The organism is Chromobacterium indicum, assembly GCF_039708975.1.
GTDB classification, from domain to species: Bacteria; Pseudomonadota; Gammaproteobacteria; order Burkholderiales; family Chromobacteriaceae; genus Chromobacterium; species Chromobacterium piscinae.
Map to the genome: position 1 here is coordinate 126,342 of NZ_JAYFSJ010000008.1, position 16,880 is coordinate 143,221.

The following is a 16,880-nucleotide window of genomic DNA, read 5'->3' on the forward strand; positions in this document are numbered from 1 at the left end:
CGCGCAAGCCGGGATCTGCGCGGAGATCGCTGTTCATGCCCGAAGTCCTGTCATTTTCTCAAGCTTACCGCCGTCTGCTGGCCAAGACGGCGGCGTTGTTCCTGTCTTATCTGGCGGTGGCGATGTCGCTGCCGGTCACTTCCATCTATGTGATCGACCAACTGCATTACGGCAACGCGCTGGGCGGGCTGGCGGTGGGCATCACCTTCTTTTCCACCATCCTGACCCGCGGCTACGCCGGCCGCCTGTGCGATCAGCAGGGCGGCAAGGCCTGCATGCAGCGCGGGCTGTACCTGTACATGCTGGCCGGCGCGGTTTGCCTGGCTTCGTCCTGGCTGGCCGACCAGCCGGCCCTGGCCTTGGGCGTGCTGTTGTCCGGGCGCTTGCTGTTGGGGCTGGGCGAGAGCCTGGCCATCGTCGGCATGGCGGCCTGGAGCATAGGCCTGATGGGGCCGACCCACTCCGGCAAGGTGATGTCGCTGGTTGGCATGGGCATGTATGGCGCTTTCGCCGCTGGTGGGCCCTTGGGGCTACTGCTGTTCCAGCAGGCGGGTTTCCGGCCGTTGATGGCGGCCTGCGCGTTGCTGCCGCTGGCTGGGTTGCTGCTGATCCGGCGGTTTCCGCGCATCGCGCCGCATGCCGGCCAGCGGGAGTCCTTCCTGCGCATCCTGGGGCGCATCGGCAAGCCGGGCGCGGCGGTCTTTCTGCAAGGGGTCGGCTTCGCCGGCCTGGGCGCCTTCTTCGCCTTGTATTTCTCCAGCCGCGGCTGGGCCTGGGGCAGCCTGGGCCTGACTGGTTTCGGCGTCGGCTTCGTGCTGGTGCGCGTGCTGTGCGGCCATCTGCCCGACCGCATCGGCGGCGCGAAGGTGGCGCTGGCCTCGCTGGCGGTGGAGGCCGTCGGCCAGTGGCTGATCTGGAGCGCGGCCACGCCGGCCGCCGCCCTGCTGGGGGCGCTGCTGACCGGCGTCGGCTGCTCGATGGTGTTTCCGGGCATGGGCGTGGAGGTGATCAAGCGGGTGCCCGCCCATCTGCGCGGCTCCGCGCTGGGCGGCTTCGCGGCTTTCCAGGATCTGGCCTATGGCTTGACGGGGCCGGTGGCCGGCTTGTTCGCCGACAGCTTCGGCTACGGCGCGGTATTTCTGACCGGGGCCGTGGCGGCCATGCTGGGCATGGCCACGGTGGCGCTGATGCTGGCCGAGCGCGCGCCGGAGCCCGCGCGCGGCTAGCGGCGCCGGCTTAGCCGCCGGTGCGATGCCGGCGGCTGCTGCGGACGCGGCGTGGGAGAGACTGCCGGTCCGTCCGCGGGGACAATCAGAACGGCTTGGTCGGCAGGTACTTGCCGTCCAGCGTGATCACCGCGCGTTGGCCGCCGTCCGGGTCTTCCACTTTCTTGATGTCCAGCTTGAAGTTGATCGCGCTGATGATGCCGTCGCCGAATTGCTCATGCACCAGCGCCTTCAGCGTGGTGCCGTAGATCTGCACCATTTCATAGAAGCGGTAGATGGTCGGATCGGTCGGTACGCCGCCCGGAATGCTGCCGCGCAGAGGGATGGTCTGCAGCAACGCGACGGCGTCGTCGTCCAGTTCCAGACGGTCCGCCACCAGGCGGGCGGCCGCTTCCGGCAGCGCGTGCTGGCCCAGCAGCGCGGCGGTGGTGTAGGCGATGCTGAGGCCGGTGCCCTGGTTTATCTCCTCGAAGCTCAGGCGCTTGCGAGCCTTGGCGGCGATGATGGCGTCGGTCAGGGCTTGGCGCGGGGCTTGTTGGCATTGGGATTGCATATTGATTCTCCTTGCTTGGGGTGGAGCGCGGCTGGGGACGGCATGAAAGGCCGGGCGCGCCGCCGCGCGGGGGATGGTTTCGGTTCAGGGCTGGCGGACGGCGTCTTCCAGCATGGCCGCCGTCTGCGGGCAATCCCGCAGCGGCACGAAGCGGCCTTGCTCCGGATCCAGGGCCTGGATGTCGCCGCTGGCGATGTCGTACATCCAGCCGTGCAGGCGCAGCCGGCCCTGCCTCAGCGCCAGCGCCACCGAGGGATGGGTGCGCAGATTGGCCAGCTGGGCGATGACGTTCTCGCGGGACATGGCATTCACTTTTGCGTCGTGGCCGGCGTGCTCGCCGGCGTCGCTGATCGCCTTGGCGCAGTCGGCGTGGCGCAGCCAGCCGGCGACGGCGGGCATGCCCGTCAGATCCTTGCCGCAGGCGACGGCCGTCATCGCGCCGCAGTCGGAATGGCCGCAGACCACGATGTCGGCCACGCCCAGCGCGGCGACCGCGTATTCCACCGAGGCGGACACGCCTCCCGGCTCCTGGCCGTAGCCGGGCACGATGTTGCCGGCGTTGCGGATGACGAACAGCTCGCCCGGTTCGCGCTGGGTCAGCAATTCCGGCACCACCCGGCTGTCAGAGCAGGCGATGAACAGCGTGGCGGGGGATTGCGAGCCGGCCAGCCGGCGGAACAACTCGGCGCGTTCCGGATAGGCCTCGCGCTGGAATTTGAGGGTGCCGGCGATGATGTCCTGCATGGCGGTTCTCCGTGTGGTGAAACGATGAACGGATGATGCGCCGCTTTTATTATTGGGTCCAAGACTGGTAAATTATGACTTTCATAGGAATAACCAATAGGTTGGGCTCATGCTGTTACGACACATCCGCTACTTCCTCGCGGTAGCCGAACATCTCAACTTCACCCGCGCGGCCGAGGCGCTGCATGTCTCGCAGCCGACGTTGTCGCAACAGATACGCCAGCTGGAAGAGGCGCTGGGCGCGGAGCTGTTCGACCGGGGAAGCCGCCAACTGCGGCTGACCGATGCCGGCGACGCCTACCGGATTTACGCCTGCCGCGCGCTGCGGGATCTGGAGGCCGGCCGGCGCGCCTTGCACGACGTGGCTTCATTGCAGCGCGGGCAGCTGCGCCTGGCGATGACCCCTACCTTCGCCGCCTGGCTGGCGGGGCCCTTGCTGGCGCGCTTCCATCAGCGCCATCCCGGCATCGCGCTGATCGTGCGCGAGATGTCGCAAGAGGCGATGGAGGCCGGGCTGGCCGACGACGCTTTCGATATCGGCATCGGTTTCGCGCCCTCGGGCACGCTGGAGGTGGAGGCCGAGCCCTTGCTGGACGAGCGCCTGGCGCTGGTGGCGGGAGAGGGGCACCCGCTGGCGGGGAGGAGGGACGCCTTGTCCCTGGCGGAACTGGAAGCCATGCCGCTGGTTTTGCTGAGCGCGGATTTCATCACGCGCCGCCATGTCGACGACTATTGCCTTCGCCACGGCATCCGGCCCAGGACTGCGATCGAGGTGAACGGCATGGGCGCGGCGGTGGAGATCATCCGCCACGGCGGATTGGCCGGCATCCTGCCCGCGGCCGTCGCCGCCAGCCAGCCTGGGTTGGCGGTGCTGGCATTGGAGCCGGCCTTGCCGGGGCGGCAGGCCGCGCTGTTGACCAAGCGCGACGGCTATCGCAGCGCCGCCTCCCGCGCCTTCGCGGAACTGGCGCGGAGCTTCGCGGACGCTATGGCGTAGCGGAGCCGTCGCGGAAGGCGGGCAGGGAGCTGGACAGCATTTCCAGCAGCCTGGCGGCGGCCGGGCTTTGCCGGCGGCCCTGGTGGGTGATCAGATGCACTTCCGCCTGCTGCAGGTTGCGTTGTTCGATCGGAATGGCCAGCAATTGGCCGTTTTCCAGCTCGCGCCGGACTGCGAAGAGCGGCTGCACCGTCGCCGCCTGCCCGGTCAGCGCGTATTCAATCATCACCCGGTAGGAATTGGTGACGATGGCCGGTTCCAGCTGGCATTGTTCGGCCCTTTCCGCATCGCGCAGAATTTGCCGCACGCCGAAGCTCACGTCCGGCAGCGCCAGCTTGTGCCGCGCCAGCTCTTCCAGGCCGATGGGGCGTTTCGCGCGCGCCAGCGGGTGATCGGGGGCTGCCACCGCGTACAGCGGCTGGACCGAGCTGCGATGCACCCTCAGCAAGGGATTGGGCGCGGTATAGAACACGATGCCGATATGCGCCCGGTCCTCCAGCACCGTGCGCACGATGTCGTTGGTGCCGCGGATGTCGATGCCCACCGTGATCTGCGGGTAACGCTGGGAAAACGGATGGATGGCGTCGATCAGATCGCTGATCACGCCGCCGCCGGTCACCACGGACACGTGGCCGCGGTGTATGCCTTTCAACTCGCGCAGCGCCGTCATCACCGCTTCCTGCTCGCTCAGTTGCTTGCTGTGATAGTCCAGCAGCAGCCGGCCGGCTTCGGTCGGCTGGAAGCCGCGGCGGTGGCGTTCGAACAGCGTGGCGCCCAGTTCCATCTCCAGCTGGCGGATCTGCCGGCTGACCGCGGAAGCGGCGATGTCCATGTGGTCCGCGGCCGCGCGCACCCCGCCCAGCCGCGCCGCTTCGAAGAAGTAGCGGACGCGCTGATCATTGAACTCCATGTTTCATCCTGATTAGTCGTGTTGCCTTAAAGGCAACAAAGAAACCATTCTATGATGTTGGAGAATTGTTTGTCATTTGCTTACAATCGCCGCTCATAATGACAAGGTACTTTCGCGGTGTGGTTATTCAGTCCATTGGACTTGACTGCCGCGAATCGGGAGAAGGGTATGCAGGCAGACAGGCAAGGCCGGTTGGGCGGATTCGCGATGCTGTCCGATGCCGCCGTGCAGGACATGGCGGCATGGCGGCAGGATCTGCACCGCCATCCGGAAACCGCGTTCGACGAGCACCGCACCGCGGGCAAGATCGCCGCTTTGCTGCGCAGCTTCGGGCTGGAGGTGGCGACCGGCATCGGCCGCACCGGCGTGGTAGGCACCTTGCGCGCCGGCGGCGGCGAGCGCTCCATCGGCCTGCGCGCCGACATGGACGCGTTGCATCTGCATGAAGAGGGCGACGCGCCCTACCGTTCGCAACACGCCGGCCGCATGCACGCCTGCGGCCACGACGGCCACTGCGCGATGCTGCTGGGCGCCGCCAGGCACCTGGCCGAGAGCCGCGCGTTCGACGGCACCGTCCAGTTCATCTTCCAGCCGGCCGAAGAGAACGAGGGCGGCGGCCAGGAGATGCTGGAAGACGGCTTGTTCGAGCGCTTCCCGGTGGACGGCGTCTACGGCATGCACAATTGGCCCGGCCTGCCGCTTGGGCAGATGGCCATGCATCCGGGACCGATGATGATGGCCTTCGACCTGTTCGAGATCCGCTTGCGCGGCCAGGGCGGCCACGCGGCGATGCCGGAGCGCACCCGCGACGTGGTGGCCGCCCAGGCCCAGCTGGTGACGGCGCTGCAGAGCATCGTCAGCCGCAACGTCGATCCGCTGGATTGCGCGGTGCTGTCCGTCACCCAGGTGGAAGCGGGCTCCACCTGGAACATCATTCCCGAGCAGGCGCTGCTGCGCGGCACGGTCCGCTACGTCAATCCCACGGTGCAGGCGGTGATAGAGAGCCGGATGCGCGCGCTGGTCGACCACATCGCGCTGGCGATGGGCGTGGAGGCGGAGATGGACTACTGGTACCGCTATCCGGCCACCATCAACGCCGAGGCGGAAACCTGGCGGGCGGCCGACGTCGCCGCCGAATTGCTGGGCGAGGCGAACGTGCGCACCAATATGCGGCCGTCGATGGCGTCCGAAGACTTCGCCTTCATGCTGCAGGAGCGTCCCGGCTGTTATGCCTGGCTGGGCGTGGACGGTCCGGCGCCCAGCGCGGGGCTGCACAGCCCGCATTACGATTTCAACGACCAGGCGCTGGCGATAGGCGCGGCGTACTGGATCAAACTGGTGGAAACCACGCTGGCCCCGGCGGCCGCAAAACAATAACGGGATTAAAAGCATGGCGCATGCGGGTGTTGGGCAATTGCAGGGCGGCGGGGTGGCCGCGGGCGTGGGATTCAACCGCCTGGCCCACCTGATGGCGATAGGCATCGTGATCGTCGCCGAACTGATTTACGTGCAGAAGTTTTCGGTGGGCAAGGGCAGCATCATCCTGCTGCCGCTGCTGTACGCTTTCGTGCTGGGCATGATGTGCAACCCGGCTGTCAATCCGCTGGCCGGCCGCTGGGTGAGCCGCGAGGTCAGTGCCACCCTGAGCCAGGTGATCATCATCGCGGTGCTGCCGCTGGTGGCCAAGCTGGCCACGCTGCTGGGGCCGCAGTTCCAGGCCATCGTCGCGGCGGGTCCGGTGCTGATATTCCATGAGCTGGGCAATGTCGCCACCGCGCTGGTGGCGATGCCGGTGGCGGTGCTGCTGTTCCGCATGGGACGCGAGGCGGTGGGCGCGACGTTTTCCATCGACCGCGAACCCAATATCGCGGTGATCTCCGAACGCTACGGCCTGCGCAGCCCGGAAGGCATGGGCGCGCTCAGCGTCTACGCGATCGGCACCATGTTCGGCACCATTTTCTTCTCGCTGATCGTGCCAGTGGTGCATTCCTGGAACCTGTTCAGCGACAAGGCGCTGGCCATCGCCTGCGGCGTCGGCAGCGGCAGCATGATGGCGGCCTGCGCCGGCACGCTGATCACCGCCTTGCCGGAGCAGAAGGACACGCTGATGGCGCTGGCGGCGGCCAGCAACCTGCTGACCACCACCACCGGGGTGCTGTTCGGCATCTATGTGGCGCTGCCTTTCGCCAACCGCTTGTACGCGCTGCTGAGCCGCCTGCGCGCCCCCCGGCCGCAAGCCGCCATCCGGATGGATGCGGCCGACGCCGAGCTGCTGAAGTCGGAAGAGCCCGAGCTGAGCCTGGGCGCTTTTGCCGCCAATCTGCTGATGGCCGGCGCCATCATTGTGCTCAGCCACCTGATCGGCCCCAAAAAGGAGCTGGTCGCGGTGCTGCCGGGCGTGGCGATGGTGCTGGGCATCTGTTTCGCCAGCCGCCTGCTTAACCGCTGGCTGCCGCTGAAGATCCCGACGCTGATCTGGCTGTCCATCCTGGGCGTGCTGGCCAGCCTGCCGGGCCTGCCCGGCGGCGAGTGGCGCAATCAATGCTTCAGCCAGGTGGATGTGCTGGCCTGCGCGACGCTGGTGCTGGCCTACGCCGGCCTGGCCGTGACCCGGCGCGAAGCGGCTATCTTCAAGCGCGACGGTCTGCGTCTGCTGGTGATCGCCATCCTGGTGTTCAGCGGCACTTTCCTGGGATCGGCCTTGGTCAGCGATATTCTGTTTTCTTTGAAATTTGGACACTGATTGCCAAATGATCGGCATAAAAGTCAGTAAAGTTGCCAAATTTAATGTAATGGCTTTGTGAACAATCAAGCTTTTCTTAATAAAAATTAAGTCAAGCAAGCTTGCTAAAGAATGCCTATGTGCTAAATTGTTATCAATGGAATGATCATGTTCATGACATTCAACCATCTACCCCTTTGCGGCCGCCTTGCGCGGCCTTTTTTCTTTCCGTTCGTTTGTCCAGCAGGGAGGGCGGTTGCCGCCCTCCGAGTTCATTGGCCATTCAGCGCATGGTCGAGCTCCTGTCTCAGCGCGGCCTGGAAGCCGGCCACGTGCCGTGTGTCCAGCATGGTATTGTGCTCGCCGTCCACCTCGATGTAATGGTTGGGCTCGCGTGAGAAATCGTCCCACCTCCTGAGCTCATCGCTCAGCCAGTCAGCTTTGTTGCCATACAGCGGGTGGGCGTAGAACACGCTCAGCGAGCGGACGCTTCCGCTAGGCTCATAGCCGCTTCCCATCGAAGTCAGCGAGTGGGCGAGCAATGACCAGGCCGTGAATTTTTCCAGGTCCAGGTCCAGCTCGGCCAGCCGTTCAGGCGGCGCGTGGTCTATCAGCCAGCGCCGGAAGTCCTGGTCCGGCAGGGCGCGCAGCTTGTCGGGCAGCTCATCCGCCTGCCTGCGGTCGATCAGCGACAGGAAGAAGGCGAGGTGGACCGCGCCCTTGACCGGATCGAACTCGCTCATCCGGTGGCGGATGTGCGGCGGCAGATTGAAGATACCGACAAAATCCACCCGTTCGCCGGCGGTTTCCAGCGCCTTGGCGATCTCGAAGGCGACCGCCCCGCCGTAGGAATAGCCGGCGATGGCGTAAGGGCCGTGCGCCTGCCGCTTGCGAATGGCGGCGACGTAGGCGGCCACCATCTCGTTGAAATCGGTGAAATGGCTTTCTCCTTCGTTGAAGCCGCGCGCGCGCAGCGCATGGAACGGGCGTTCGTTGACGAAGTATTGCGCCAGGCTGACGAAGACAAGCACCTCGCCGACGCCGGGGTGGACGCAGAACAACGGCGTCTTGGCTCCGCTGCTCTGCAGCGTGACGATGGGGTCGTAGGCGGCGCCGCCGGTTTCGCGGCCGGCCTCCAGCCTGGCCGCGAGTCGCCGGACGATGGGGTGGGTCAGAATGTCGAGCACCGGCAGGGGCGCGCAATCAAAACGCCGCTCCAGCATGTGTTTGAGCTTCAAGATGTCGAGCGAGGTGCCGCCCAGATCGAAAAAGCTGCTGTTGGCGCCGATGGCGTCGCAGGGCAGGCTGAACATGTCGGCGAAAATGCCGGCGACCGCCTGTTCGGCTTCGCCCTCCGCAGGCTGGAGCTTGCCGAAATAGCGCGTGGCTATCTCGTTTGCATGGCGGATATGCGCGTCCAGCGCGCCTTCTTCCAACCGTCGGCGCAGCAGCGCGCGCTGGATCTTGCCCAGGCTGGTTTTGGGAAAGGCTTCTTTCGGCAGCGGCAATACCAGCGAGGGGCGGAAGCCCCATAGCAGCAGGGCGGTGTTGCGGATCGCGATCATCGTCTGGTGCAGCCGGAGTCCGTTTTCGATAGGAAAGGACGGGGAGAATGCCAGCACCAGTTGCTCGGTGTCCGCGGCGGGCGGGCGGGTGGGAAAGGCGGCGATGAAGAGCTTGTCCACGCCGTCCAGCTGCGAGATGGCGAGCTCCAGCTCCTGGCTGAAGTAATTGACGCCGCTGACGATGATGCTGTCCTTGCTGCGGCCGACCAGGCGCAGCTCGCCGTCGGCCAGCTGGCCGATGTCTCCGCTGCGGAACCAGCCGTCCCGCGAGAAGGCCGCGTGCGTCGCGTCCGGGTTGCGGTAGTAGCCGCGGAAGACCATGGGGCCGCGCAATTGCAGTTCGCCAGGCTGCCCGTCGGGCAGAGGCTGGTCCGCCTCGTCGACGATGCGCAGTTGCATGCCGCGCACCGGCCGGCCCAGCGCCGCGAGCTCGAAGCCGGCGTCGGCGGAGGGGAAGTCGTGGGAAAACACCGATCCCGCGCAAGTCTCGGTCATGCCGAAAGCCGGCGATATCGCCGTGGCGGCGAGGCCATGCGGCGCCAGCAGGCTCAAGAACCGGCTGGCGGTCTCCACCACCACGGCTTCTCCGCCGGAAATGATGCGGCGCAACCGGGACAGGTCGAATGCCGGCGGAGGCGGACGGGCTTGGACGAGCGCGCGATTGATCTCGCCGAACAGGAAGTTGGGCGTGAAGGTCAGGGTGGCGCGCTGCGCGCTCAGCAGATGGAGGAACGAGAGCGGGTGGCTCAGGATGCGCTCGGCGGCCGCATGCGCCTGAATCATGCCGGCATGGGTGGGCAGCAGCACCGCCTCGATTAGCGCGGCGACGTGATCGAAGGAAATCCAGTTGAAGCCAATGTCGTCGGACGTCAAGCCCAGGCTTTCCGTTTTGGCCGCCAGGCTGGACAGCAGGTTGGCGTGGCTGAGGATGACGGCCTTGGCGTTGCCGGTGGAGCCGGAGGTCAGGACCAGGACCGCGGGCGCGTCCGGCGCCGGCGCCTGGACTTCGCCTAGCGCGCGGCTGCGCAGCAGTTGGTCGAACTCTAGCGTGTCCAGGCCGTGGGTTCGGAGATTGGCGGGCGCCTTGATTATCAGCGCTGGATGCCCGAGCAACTGGTCGACGTGGGTCAAATGTTTCTCCCAGCGCTCAGGATCGTTCCGGATGGGGGCGAGGGGGCAGGGCACATAAGCGCCCAGCGCGCAGGCCCAGAACGCGGGGATGAAATCCCCAGCCTGTTCCAGCAGCAAGGCAATCGGCCTGCCTGGCCCAAGTCCGCGGGCCTGCAGGCCCGCCAGGATGCGCAGCGCGAGGCTGAGCAGTTCGGGATAGCGGATATCCTCGGCAGTTTTTCGATCATCCGCCACCAGCCGCAAGCCGTGTTCGGGTTGAGACGCCGCGGCGCGGACCAGCAACTCGCCGATGTGAGTCGCGGGGACTGAAAGGCGCTCCGCATCGGGGAGCGGAGACGAAGCAAACGAAGCATTCATGTTTCTGGTCCTTAAAATGATGAGCGAAGAAAGCGGCGGCTTCCGCGCCGATGGCGGACGGAAGCTGGGCGGGGCGAGGGGGAGGGCTTAGCGCCTGACGCTTTCGATCAGGCTCAGGAGGCTTTCGGTGGGAAGGACGCGGGTCGGGCGCAGGCCAGCGGAGCGGTGCAGGCGGTGGAAGTCGTCCAGCGTGCGTTCCCGCCCGCCGGGATAGTTGACCAGCATGTGCAGGTCCAGCAGCTTGGAGAAATGAGGCTCGTTGGGCGGCGCCAGAATCATTTCCGCCAGCAGCAGCTTGCTGTCGGGCCGCATCGCCGCGGCGCAGTTGGACAGGAAGCGCTGAGCATGCGCATCGTCCCAGTCATGGACGATGTGCTTCATGATGTAGAGATCCGCGCCCGGCACCACGGTTTCCAGCGCGTCGGACGTGACCACCTCGGCGCGCGCGGCTAGCCCGCGCGCGGCGAACAAATGGCGCGCGGATTCCGCCGCATGCGGCAGCTCTTGCAAAATGCCCCGCGCCGACGGCGCGGCGGCGAGGATTTCGGCCAGCAGCTGGCCGCGGCCGCCGCCGACGTCGACGATGAGGCGGGAGGCCGAGAAATCGTAAGCGCGGACGAGGGCTGGGGCCTCCTGCTCGCTCAGGCTGAGCATGGCGCTGTCGACGATTTCAGCGGCTTCGGGATGGTCGCCTATATAGCCGAAAAGGGTCTGGCCGGTGATGTGGTGGAAAGCGCTCTGGCCGGTTTGGACGCTGTAGAGCATGTGGCCCCAGGCGCGCCAGATCGGGTCGATTCCCATCTGCCGGACCAGGCTGCGAAGCGAGCCGGGGATGTCGCTGCGCAGCGTTTCGCTGAGCGGCGTGTTGCAGAAGCCTCGTCCTTCGGTCTCGTGGAACAGGTCCACGCAGCCCAAGGCCTGCAACAGGCGATACAGCGCATCCGCTTGCGCGCCGCAGGCGGACGCCAGTTCATCTATGGACCTTTCCTCGTCGGCCAGGAGGTCTGCCAGGCCGAGCTCGGCCGCAACCACGATGGCCTGCGACAGCCAGGCGCCGGTGACCAGCCGCCTCATCGTTTTTTGGACCTGAACCGAATCCTTGTTGGGTGTGGCGGCGGTGTTCGCCGACGGGGTGGGAACTACAATGGCGTGCGGCATGATTTACCCTCCTGCGCCAGGGACGCTCCTGCTGAGCGCGACCGGCGAGCGGGTGATGGGGGATGGAGATATATAGTTTTGTAAACAAAAATGAATGGATTGTTTACAAATGGTTATCATCACCCTGTTTGGCGCTTATGGGACCTGTACTTTTGATAGGATATTGATATTTAAGTATTTTTTATTTGCGGGGCGGCCTGGTTCGCTGGCGGCTAGCGGCGAAATTGTCCGGCAAGGCCGCCCAGCAACACGTCCAGACCGAAGGCAAGACCCGACGCACGCCGGGCTTTGCTGTTGGGCATGGCGGCCGATGGCGTGGGGTGCCGGCTGCTGGCTTTCTCGGCGCAATCCCGGATGGCTGCGCCGATCAACGGTTGCCGGCGAGGCGGCGACGGCGAGACGGCGCTTCGGCATCATGGCTGGGGAGATGTTCGCCGCGGCAGGAAAATTTCCGCCACCATGCAGCGCGCGCCGCCGCCGCCCAGCCGCTCTATGGTGTCTATCGGCGCCAGCGCGATGCGCGCCTCGCTGGAGAGCAGGCCTTGCTGTTCCGCCGTCAGCGCAGCCCAGGCCTGGCGCGACAAGGCGAACACCGGCGCGCCATCGGAGGCGGACAGCTCCAGCATATTGCCGGCGAAGCATTCCAGTTGGCGGTAGCCGATGTCGACGACGCGCTTGCCGGCTTGTTCCAGCGAATGGCGCAGCCCGCGGCGCTCGTTTGCGTTGGCCACCGATTCCAGGCAGACCACGGCCAGCGCGCGGCCCACGCTCATCATCACATTGGTGTGGAAGATGGGCTTGCCGGCGCGGTCGGCCGCGCCGAACCAGAACGGCTGATAGCCGATTTCCCGCTCCACCGCTTCCATCACCCGCTCGCTGCTGCGCGTCGAGCGGCAGACATAGGCGACGCGGGCCGAGTGGTCGAACACCATGGAGCCGGTGCCCTCGTGGTAGTGGCCATCGCGCTCGAAAGGGCTGAGGTCGACCGCGCGGCGCAAATCGAACTGTTTTCCGATGGCGTCCAGAATATCCTGGCGCCGCTCCTGCCGGCGGTTTTCCGCCTCCATCGGGTAAATCAGCGCCCGGCCGTCGGCATGCAGGCTCAGCCAGTTGTTGGGAAAGATGGAATCCGGCGTGTGGGGCTCGTGAGTGTCATCCACCACCAGTACGTTGACGCCACAGGTGCGCAGCGCGTCGACATAGGCGTCGAATTCGGCCAGCGCGGCGCGCTGCGCCTCGGCGGCGTCCCGCTCCCGGTTCTGGAAGGCGTTGCTGGCGGTGGTTTGCGGGTTGGACAGGAATCGGGCCGGCCGGATCATCAGAACGTCACTGGTGGTTTGCATGCCTTTTCATCCTAGGGAGGCGGTGGGGAACGTATCTGTCTTGACTGGCGGCGATCGGTCTGGATTGAGCCGGTGTTGATGCCGATCAAGAATGATCGCTATTGTGCGCTTCCGGATTGTCGTCAAAAAGCTGGCAAACCTTACAAAACTTTCATATTGTTTTACAAATTGACAGGTTTTTTTGACGATTTGACATGAACGATACCGACAGGCAATTGCTGGCGCTGCTGCGCGACGACGCGCGGATCTCCGTCACCGCCTTGGCGGAGAAGCTGAGAGTGTCGCGGGCAACGGTGCAGCATCGCATCGCCAGGCTGGAAGAGAGCGGGGTGATCGTCGGCTACACGGTGAAGGTGAAGCCGGAGGCGGAAGCCAGGCGCATCAGGGCTTGGATGTGCATCGCGGTGGAGGGCAATAAGGCCGCCGCGGTGATGCAGGCGCTGCGCGGCGATCCCAGCGTCCACGCCTTGCATTCCACCAACGGCCGCTGGGACATCCTGGCCGAGCTGCGCGCCGATTCGCTCGAGCAATTCGACCGGGTGTTGGGGCGCGTCAGGCTGATTCCGGGCATTTCCGCCAGCGAAACCAGCATTCTGCTGTCCACGCACAAGGCCTAGCGGCCGGTTACTTGGCCTGCGGCTTTTCCTGGTAGCAGGTGGTTTCCAGCAGAGTGGGCAACAGTTTGTCGGCGGCGTCGCGCCCCAGCGCGATCTGAACCTTGCCGGTGTTGATCACGGTCCGGACTACCGGAGCGCTGACGGGCACGTCGTTGATCACCACCACCATGCTTTGATTCAGGAAGTCGCCGGTGGCCTGCTGCAGGCGCGCGGCGGCAGCCTTATTGAGCGTGGCGCTCAGGGAGAGGCTGTCGCGCTGGATGTTCAGGCTGCTTTCGGTGAAATCGCAGGCGGAATCCAGGCGGAGGATGTTGCCGGTGATGACCGGCTTGCTTGGCGCATCGGCCATGGCCGCGGCGGAAACCAGCAGCGCGGCGGCGGGCAGGAGAAACTTCATCAAACGCTCCATGTTCAGGATGTGGTTCATCGCATTATGACCGAGGCCGCCGCCAGAGGTTGCGTGGACTGGCTGTCAGGCTCGCGGCCGCGACAAACGCAGCCGGTCTCAGAACCCCGCGTCGGCTATTCGGCATCCGAAGCCGGCCCGGCATCGCTTCTGCCCAGCTGCTGGCGGTACTGGCGGGGCGTCAAGCCGGTCAAGGCCTTGAACTGCCGGCTGAAGGCGCTGTGATCGGCATAGCCGCAGCGCAGCGCCACCTCGGTGATGGCCATGTCTTCATGCAGCAGCCGGTGCGCGTGCTCCAGCCTGGCCTTATGTATCATCTGCCGCGGTGACAGGTGGAATATCTTTTTGCAGTAGCGCTCCAGCTGGGAGGCCGACATGCCGGCGATGCCGGTGAGCTCCGCCATGGTCACCGTCTGGCTGAAATTGCGGCGGATGAACTCGTCCACCGCGGCCAGGCGTTTGTAGGCTGGGTGGGTCTTGCTGGCCGATTGCAGGTCCAGCGAGATGCCAATCAGGCCTATGATTTCTTCCTGCCGATTGTATAGGGGCCACTTGTAGGTCAGGCACCAGCCCGGCTCCCGATTCTTGAACAGATGCAGCTCCAGTTGGCTTTCCAGCACCTGGCCGTCTTGCAGCACCTTGATATCCTGCGCCGTATAGACCTGTCCCAGCTGAATGGGAAACACTTCCGCGCTGGTCTTGCCCAGCAGCGGCTGCAGGCTCTTCAGCCCGCAGCGCTGCGCCAGCGTCTGGTTGGCGCAGAGATAGCGCGCCTGGCTGTCCTTGATGAAGATGGCCGCATTGGGGATCAGGTCCAGCACGGGCAGAAGCGGGGCCATGCCCGCCAGCAATTCGTCCATCGTCGCCCGGTGGAATCCGTCTCGCCAGCGGGCGATGGATTCCAGCGTTGAGCTTGTCATCGTTCCCGCCTTTCTCGCGGTCCAAGCGCCGCCACCCCGAATGTCACTGCGCGCGCCATCCCGGCCGCCGCGCCTTAGCAAGCGCCTGAAAACGTCAATTGTGCCGATTTCGTCATCGTCACTGATGATAGCCATCAAGATTGTCGGCGGCAACGCAGCCATGCTAGCGGGGTGGCAGCGAATGCGGATGCGGCGCGGAGATTCAATGGAATCAAAGGTCTGCGAGACAACGGCGCGATTGGCCGGACTGAATGGGATTGGGGAATGGACAAGCGAATGAGGCAGATTGAGATCATCGATTCCCACACCGGGGGCGAACCTACCCGGCTGGTGCTGAGCGGGTTTCCCGCGTTGGCGGGGGCCAGCATGGCGGACCAGCGCGATGAATTGCGCGAGCGGCACGACCAATGGCGCCGCGCCTGCCTGCTGGAGCCGCGAGGCAGCGATGTGCTGGTGGGCGCGCTGTATTGCGAGCCGGTTTCGCCCGACGCCGTCTGCGGGGTGATCTTCTTCAACAACACTGGCTACATCGGCATGTGCGGCCACGGCACCATAGGCTTGATCGCCTCCTTGCATTACCTGGGGCGCATCGCGCCGGGCAGCCACAAGATAGACACCCCGGTGGGGCCGGTGGACGCCGTCTTGCATGAGGACGGCGCGGTGACGCTGCGCAATGTGCCTGCCTACCGCTACCGCCGACAGGCGGCGGTGGAGGTGCCCGGCCATGGAACGGTGACCGGCGACATCGCCTGGGGCGGCAACTGGTTTTTTCTGGTGGCCGAGCATGGACTGAGCGTGCGGCTGGACAATGTCGAGGCGCTGAGCGCGTTCAGCTGCGCCACGATGCAGGCGCTGGAGGCGCAGGGCGTCACCGGCGCCGACGGCGCGCGCATCGATCATGTGGAGTTGTTCGCCGACGACGAACACGCAAACAGCCGCAACTTCGTCATGTGTCCCGGCAAAGCCTATGACCGTTCCCCCTGCGGCACCGGCACCAGCGCCAAGCTGGCCTGCCTGGCGGCTGATGGCAAGCTGGCCGAAGGCGAAGAGTGGGTGCAGGCCGGCATCACCGGCAGCCGCTTCGTCGGCCATTACCAGCGCGAAGGCGACTTCATCCGCCCCTACATCACCGGCCGCGCCCACATCACGGCGCGCGCCACGCTGCTGATCGACGAACAAGACCCCTTCGCGTGGGGCATTTGAGCCCGCGACTCTCTCTTTCTACCTCTACCACCTGAATGAATGCCGCAAGGAGCAAAACAATGAGCGATAACATTTTCACCGGTTGCATTCCGGCGCTGATGACCCCGTGCACCGCCGATCGCCAGCCGGATTTCGATGCGCTGGTGGCCAAGGGCAAGGAGCTGGTATCCCTGGGCATGAGCGCGGTGGTGTACTGCGGCTCCATGGGCGACTGGCCGCTGCTGAGCGAAGCCCAGCGCCAGGAGGGCGTGGCGCGGCTGGCGGCCGCCGGCGTGCCGACCATCGTGGGCACCGGCGCCGTCAACACCCGCGAGGCGGTTTCCCATGCCGCTCACGCCGCCAGGGTGGGCGCGCAGGGCTTGATGGTCATCCCGCGCGTGCTGTCGCGCGGCGCGTCGCCGGCCGCGCAAAAGGCGCATTTCTCGGCCATTCTGGCCGCCGCGCCCAAGCTGCCGGCCGTGATCTACAACAGCCCTTACTATGGCTTCACCACCCGCGCCGACCTGTTCTTCGAGCTGCGCCGCGCTTATCCCAATCTGATCGGCTTCAAGGAGTTCGGCGGCGCCGCCGACATGCGTTACGCCGCCGAGCACATCACCTCGCAGGACGACGAGGTCACGCTGATGGTGGGGGTGGACACCCAGGTGGTGCATGGCTTCGTCAATTGCAACGCCACCGGCGCCATCACCGGCATCGGCAACGCGCTGCCGCGCGAAGTGCTGCACTTGGTGGCGCTTAGCAAGGCGGCGGCCAGGGGCGATGCCGTGGCCCGCCGCCGCGCGCGCGAACTGGAGTCAGCGCTCGCCGTGCTGTCCTCCTTCGACGAGGGCTGCGACCTGGTGCTGTATTACAAGCACCTGATGGTGCTCAATGGCGACAAGGAGTACGCGCTGCATTTCAACGAGACCGACGCGCTGAGCGCCGCCCAGCGCCGCTATGCCGAAACCCAGTACGCGCTGTTCCGCGAGTGGTACCGCAACTGGTCGGCCGAGCAGAACGTCGCCTGATATCCAATCCCCGCCGCGTCC

Annotated in this window: 15 protein-coding genes; 7 read left to right on the top strand and 8 right to left on the bottom strand. The window is 65.6% G+C overall.

The features are described 5' to 3' along the window. Positions 1 to 35: 35 nt before the first annotated feature. Positions 36 to 1,226 carry an MFS transporter gene (locus VA599_RS12480; protein ID WP_346788819.1) on the top strand — a complete coding sequence of 397 codons (1,191 nt, stop codon included), beginning with the start codon at positions 36 to 38 and terminating at the stop codon, positions 1,224 to 1,226. An 85-nt stretch (positions 1,227 to 1,311) separates the two neighbouring features. On the opposite strand, the gene cynS is transcribed toward VA599_RS12480, so the two are convergent. Both cynS and VA599_RS12490 read right to left on the bottom strand, forming a co-directional pair. Beyond that, positions 1,312 to 1,779: a cyanase gene (gene cynS / locus VA599_RS12485; protein ID WP_104946800.1), complete on the bottom strand. Its 468-nt coding sequence runs from the start codon at positions 1,777 to 1,779 to the stop codon at positions 1,312 to 1,314. Between the two features lie 84 nt (positions 1,780 to 1,863). Continuing rightward, a complete protein-coding gene (locus VA599_RS12490; protein WP_346788821.1) occupies positions 1,864 to 2,523 on the bottom strand; it encodes a carbonic anhydrase in 660 nt (219 codons plus the stop codon). 109 nt (positions 2,524 to 2,632) lie between these two features. Here VA599_RS12490 and cynR point away from each other — a divergent pair, with 109 nt between their 5' ends. Continuing rightward, positions 2,633 to 3,520: a transcriptional regulator CynR gene (gene cynR, locus VA599_RS12495; protein ID WP_346788822.1), complete on the top strand. Its 888-nt coding sequence runs from the start codon at positions 2,633 to 2,635 to the stop codon at positions 3,518 to 3,520. Here the strand turns inward: cynR and VA599_RS12500 are convergent. Beyond that, on the bottom strand, positions 3,510 to 4,430 hold the full coding sequence (locus VA599_RS12500; protein WP_021475797.1) for a LysR family transcriptional regulator: 921 nt from the start codon (positions 4,428 to 4,430) through the stop codon (positions 3,510 to 3,512). The two genes, cynR and VA599_RS12500, sit on opposite strands and share 11 nt — an antisense overlap. A 168-nt stretch (positions 4,431 to 4,598) precedes the next feature. Between VA599_RS12500 and VA599_RS12505 the strand changes: the two genes are divergently transcribed. Next, complete coding sequence (locus VA599_RS12505; RefSeq protein ID WP_104946803.1) at positions 4,599 to 5,807, top strand: M20 aminoacylase family protein; 1,209 nt, start codon at positions 4,599 to 4,601, stop codon at positions 5,805 to 5,807. Between the two features lie 13 nt (positions 5,808 to 5,820). Further along, complete coding sequence (locus tag VA599_RS12510) at positions 5,821 to 7,173, top strand: DUF3100 domain-containing protein (RefSeq protein ID WP_104946804.1); 1,353 nt, start codon at positions 5,821 to 5,823, stop codon at positions 7,171 to 7,173. A 251-nt stretch (positions 7,174 to 7,424) separates the two neighbouring features. On the opposite strand, the gene VA599_RS12515 is transcribed toward VA599_RS12510, so the two are convergent. The 3 genes from VA599_RS12515 to ctlX form a co-directional block, all read right to left on the bottom strand. Then, a complete protein-coding gene (locus VA599_RS12515) occupies positions 7,425 to 10,205 on the bottom strand; it encodes an alpha/beta fold hydrolase (RefSeq protein ID WP_346788825.1) in 2,781 nt (926 codons plus the stop codon). Between the two features lie 87 nt (positions 10,206 to 10,292). Continuing rightward, positions 10,293 to 11,363 (bottom strand): methyltransferase, encoded by a 1,071-nt coding sequence (locus VA599_RS12520; protein ID WP_346788827.1) that lies wholly within the window; start codon positions 11,361 to 11,363, stop codon positions 10,293 to 10,295. A 413-nt stretch (positions 11,364 to 11,776) separates the two neighbouring features. After that, the gene (gene ctlX / locus VA599_RS12525) at positions 11,777 to 12,706 is read right to left on the bottom strand and encodes a citrulline utilization hydrolase CtlX (protein ID WP_021475790.1); all 930 of its coding nucleotides are present in this window, start codon (positions 12,704 to 12,706) and stop codon (positions 11,777 to 11,779) included. Between the two features lie 194 nt (positions 12,707 to 12,900). On the opposite strand from ctlX, the gene VA599_RS12530 reads away from it, so the two are divergent. Beyond that, positions 12,901 to 13,323, top strand: a complete 423-nt coding sequence (locus VA599_RS12530) for an Lrp/AsnC family transcriptional regulator (RefSeq protein WP_021475789.1) — start codon at positions 12,901 to 12,903, stop codon at positions 13,321 to 13,323. 7 nt (positions 13,324 to 13,330) lie between these two features. On the opposite strand, the gene VA599_RS12535 is transcribed toward VA599_RS12530, so the two are convergent. Then, the gene (locus tag VA599_RS12535) at positions 13,331 to 13,720 is read right to left on the bottom strand and encodes a SecDF P1 head subdomain-containing protein (protein ID WP_158677581.1); all 390 of its coding nucleotides are present in this window, start codon (positions 13,718 to 13,720) and stop codon (positions 13,331 to 13,333) included. A 125-nt stretch (positions 13,721 to 13,845) separates the two neighbouring features. Further along, positions 13,846 to 14,649 (bottom strand): AraC family transcriptional regulator, encoded by an 804-nt coding sequence (locus VA599_RS12540; protein ID WP_346788829.1) that lies wholly within the window; start codon positions 14,647 to 14,649, stop codon positions 13,846 to 13,848. Positions 14,650 to 14,925: 276 nt separating this feature from the next. Here VA599_RS12540 and VA599_RS12545 point away from each other — a divergent pair, with 276 nt between their 5' ends. Both VA599_RS12545 and VA599_RS12550 read left to right on the top strand, forming a co-directional pair. Next, positions 14,926 to 15,852 carry a 4-hydroxyproline epimerase gene (locus tag VA599_RS12545; protein ID WP_346788830.1) on the top strand — a complete coding sequence of 309 codons (927 nt, stop codon included), beginning with the start codon at positions 14,926 to 14,928 and terminating at the stop codon, positions 15,850 to 15,852. A gap of 59 nt (positions 15,853 to 15,911) precedes the next feature. Continuing rightward, complete coding sequence (locus tag VA599_RS12550; protein ID WP_346788832.1) at positions 15,912 to 16,859, top strand: dihydrodipicolinate synthase family protein; 948 nt, start codon at positions 15,912 to 15,914, stop codon at positions 16,857 to 16,859. Positions 16,860 to 16,880 lie beyond the last annotated feature (21 nt).

What these genes read in the sequence shown, in the direction of transcription:
- VA599_RS12540 (WP_346788829.1), bottom strand. Translation starts at nt 14,649, where the DNA reads ATGACAAGCTCAACGCTGGAATCCATCGCCCGCTGGCGAGACGGATTC.
- VA599_RS12490 (WP_346788821.1), bottom strand. Translation starts at nt 2,523, where the DNA reads ATGCAGGACATCATCGCCGGCACCCTCAAATTCCAGCGCGAGGCCTAT.
- VA599_RS12520 (WP_346788827.1), bottom strand. Translation starts at nt 11,363, where the DNA reads ATGCCGCACGCCATTGTAGTTCCCACCCCGTCGGCGAACACCGCCGCC.
- VA599_RS12550 (WP_346788832.1), top strand. Translation starts at nt 15,912, where the DNA reads ATGAGCGATAACATTTTCACCGGTTGCATTCCGGCGCTGATGACCCCG.
- VA599_RS12480 (WP_346788819.1), top strand. Translation starts at nt 36, where the DNA reads ATGCCCGAAGTCCTGTCATTTTCTCAAGCTTACCGCCGTCTGCTGGCC.
- VA599_RS12535 (WP_158677581.1), bottom strand. Translation starts at nt 13,720, where the DNA reads ATGAAGTTTCTCCTGCCCGCCGCCGCGCTGCTGGTTTCCGCCGCGGCC.
- VA599_RS12515 (WP_346788825.1), bottom strand. Translation starts at nt 10,205, where the DNA reads ATGAATGCTTCGTTTGCTTCGTCTCCGCTCCCCGATGCGGAGCGCCTT.
- VA599_RS12505 (WP_104946803.1), top strand. Translation starts at nt 4,599, where the DNA reads ATGCAGGCAGACAGGCAAGGCCGGTTGGGCGGATTCGCGATGCTGTCC.
- VA599_RS12510 (WP_104946804.1), top strand. Translation starts at nt 5,821, where the DNA reads ATGGCGCATGCGGGTGTTGGGCAATTGCAGGGCGGCGGGGTGGCCGCG.
- cynS (WP_104946800.1), bottom strand. Translation starts at nt 1,779, where the DNA reads ATGCAATCCCAATGCCAACAAGCCCCGCGCCAAGCCCTGACCGACGCC.
- VA599_RS12545 (WP_346788830.1), top strand. Translation starts at nt 14,926, where the DNA reads ATGAGGCAGATTGAGATCATCGATTCCCACACCGGGGGCGAACCTACC.
- VA599_RS12530 (WP_021475789.1), top strand. Translation starts at nt 12,901, where the DNA reads ATGAACGATACCGACAGGCAATTGCTGGCGCTGCTGCGCGACGACGCG.
- ctlX (WP_021475790.1), bottom strand. Translation starts at nt 12,706, where the DNA reads ATGCAAACCACCAGTGACGTTCTGATGATCCGGCCGGCCCGATTCCTG.
- cynR (WP_346788822.1), top strand. Translation starts at nt 2,633, where the DNA reads ATGCTGTTACGACACATCCGCTACTTCCTCGCGGTAGCCGAACATCTC.
- VA599_RS12500 (WP_021475797.1), bottom strand. Translation starts at nt 4,430, where the DNA reads ATGGAGTTCAATGATCAGCGCGTCCGCTACTTCTTCGAAGCGGCGCGG.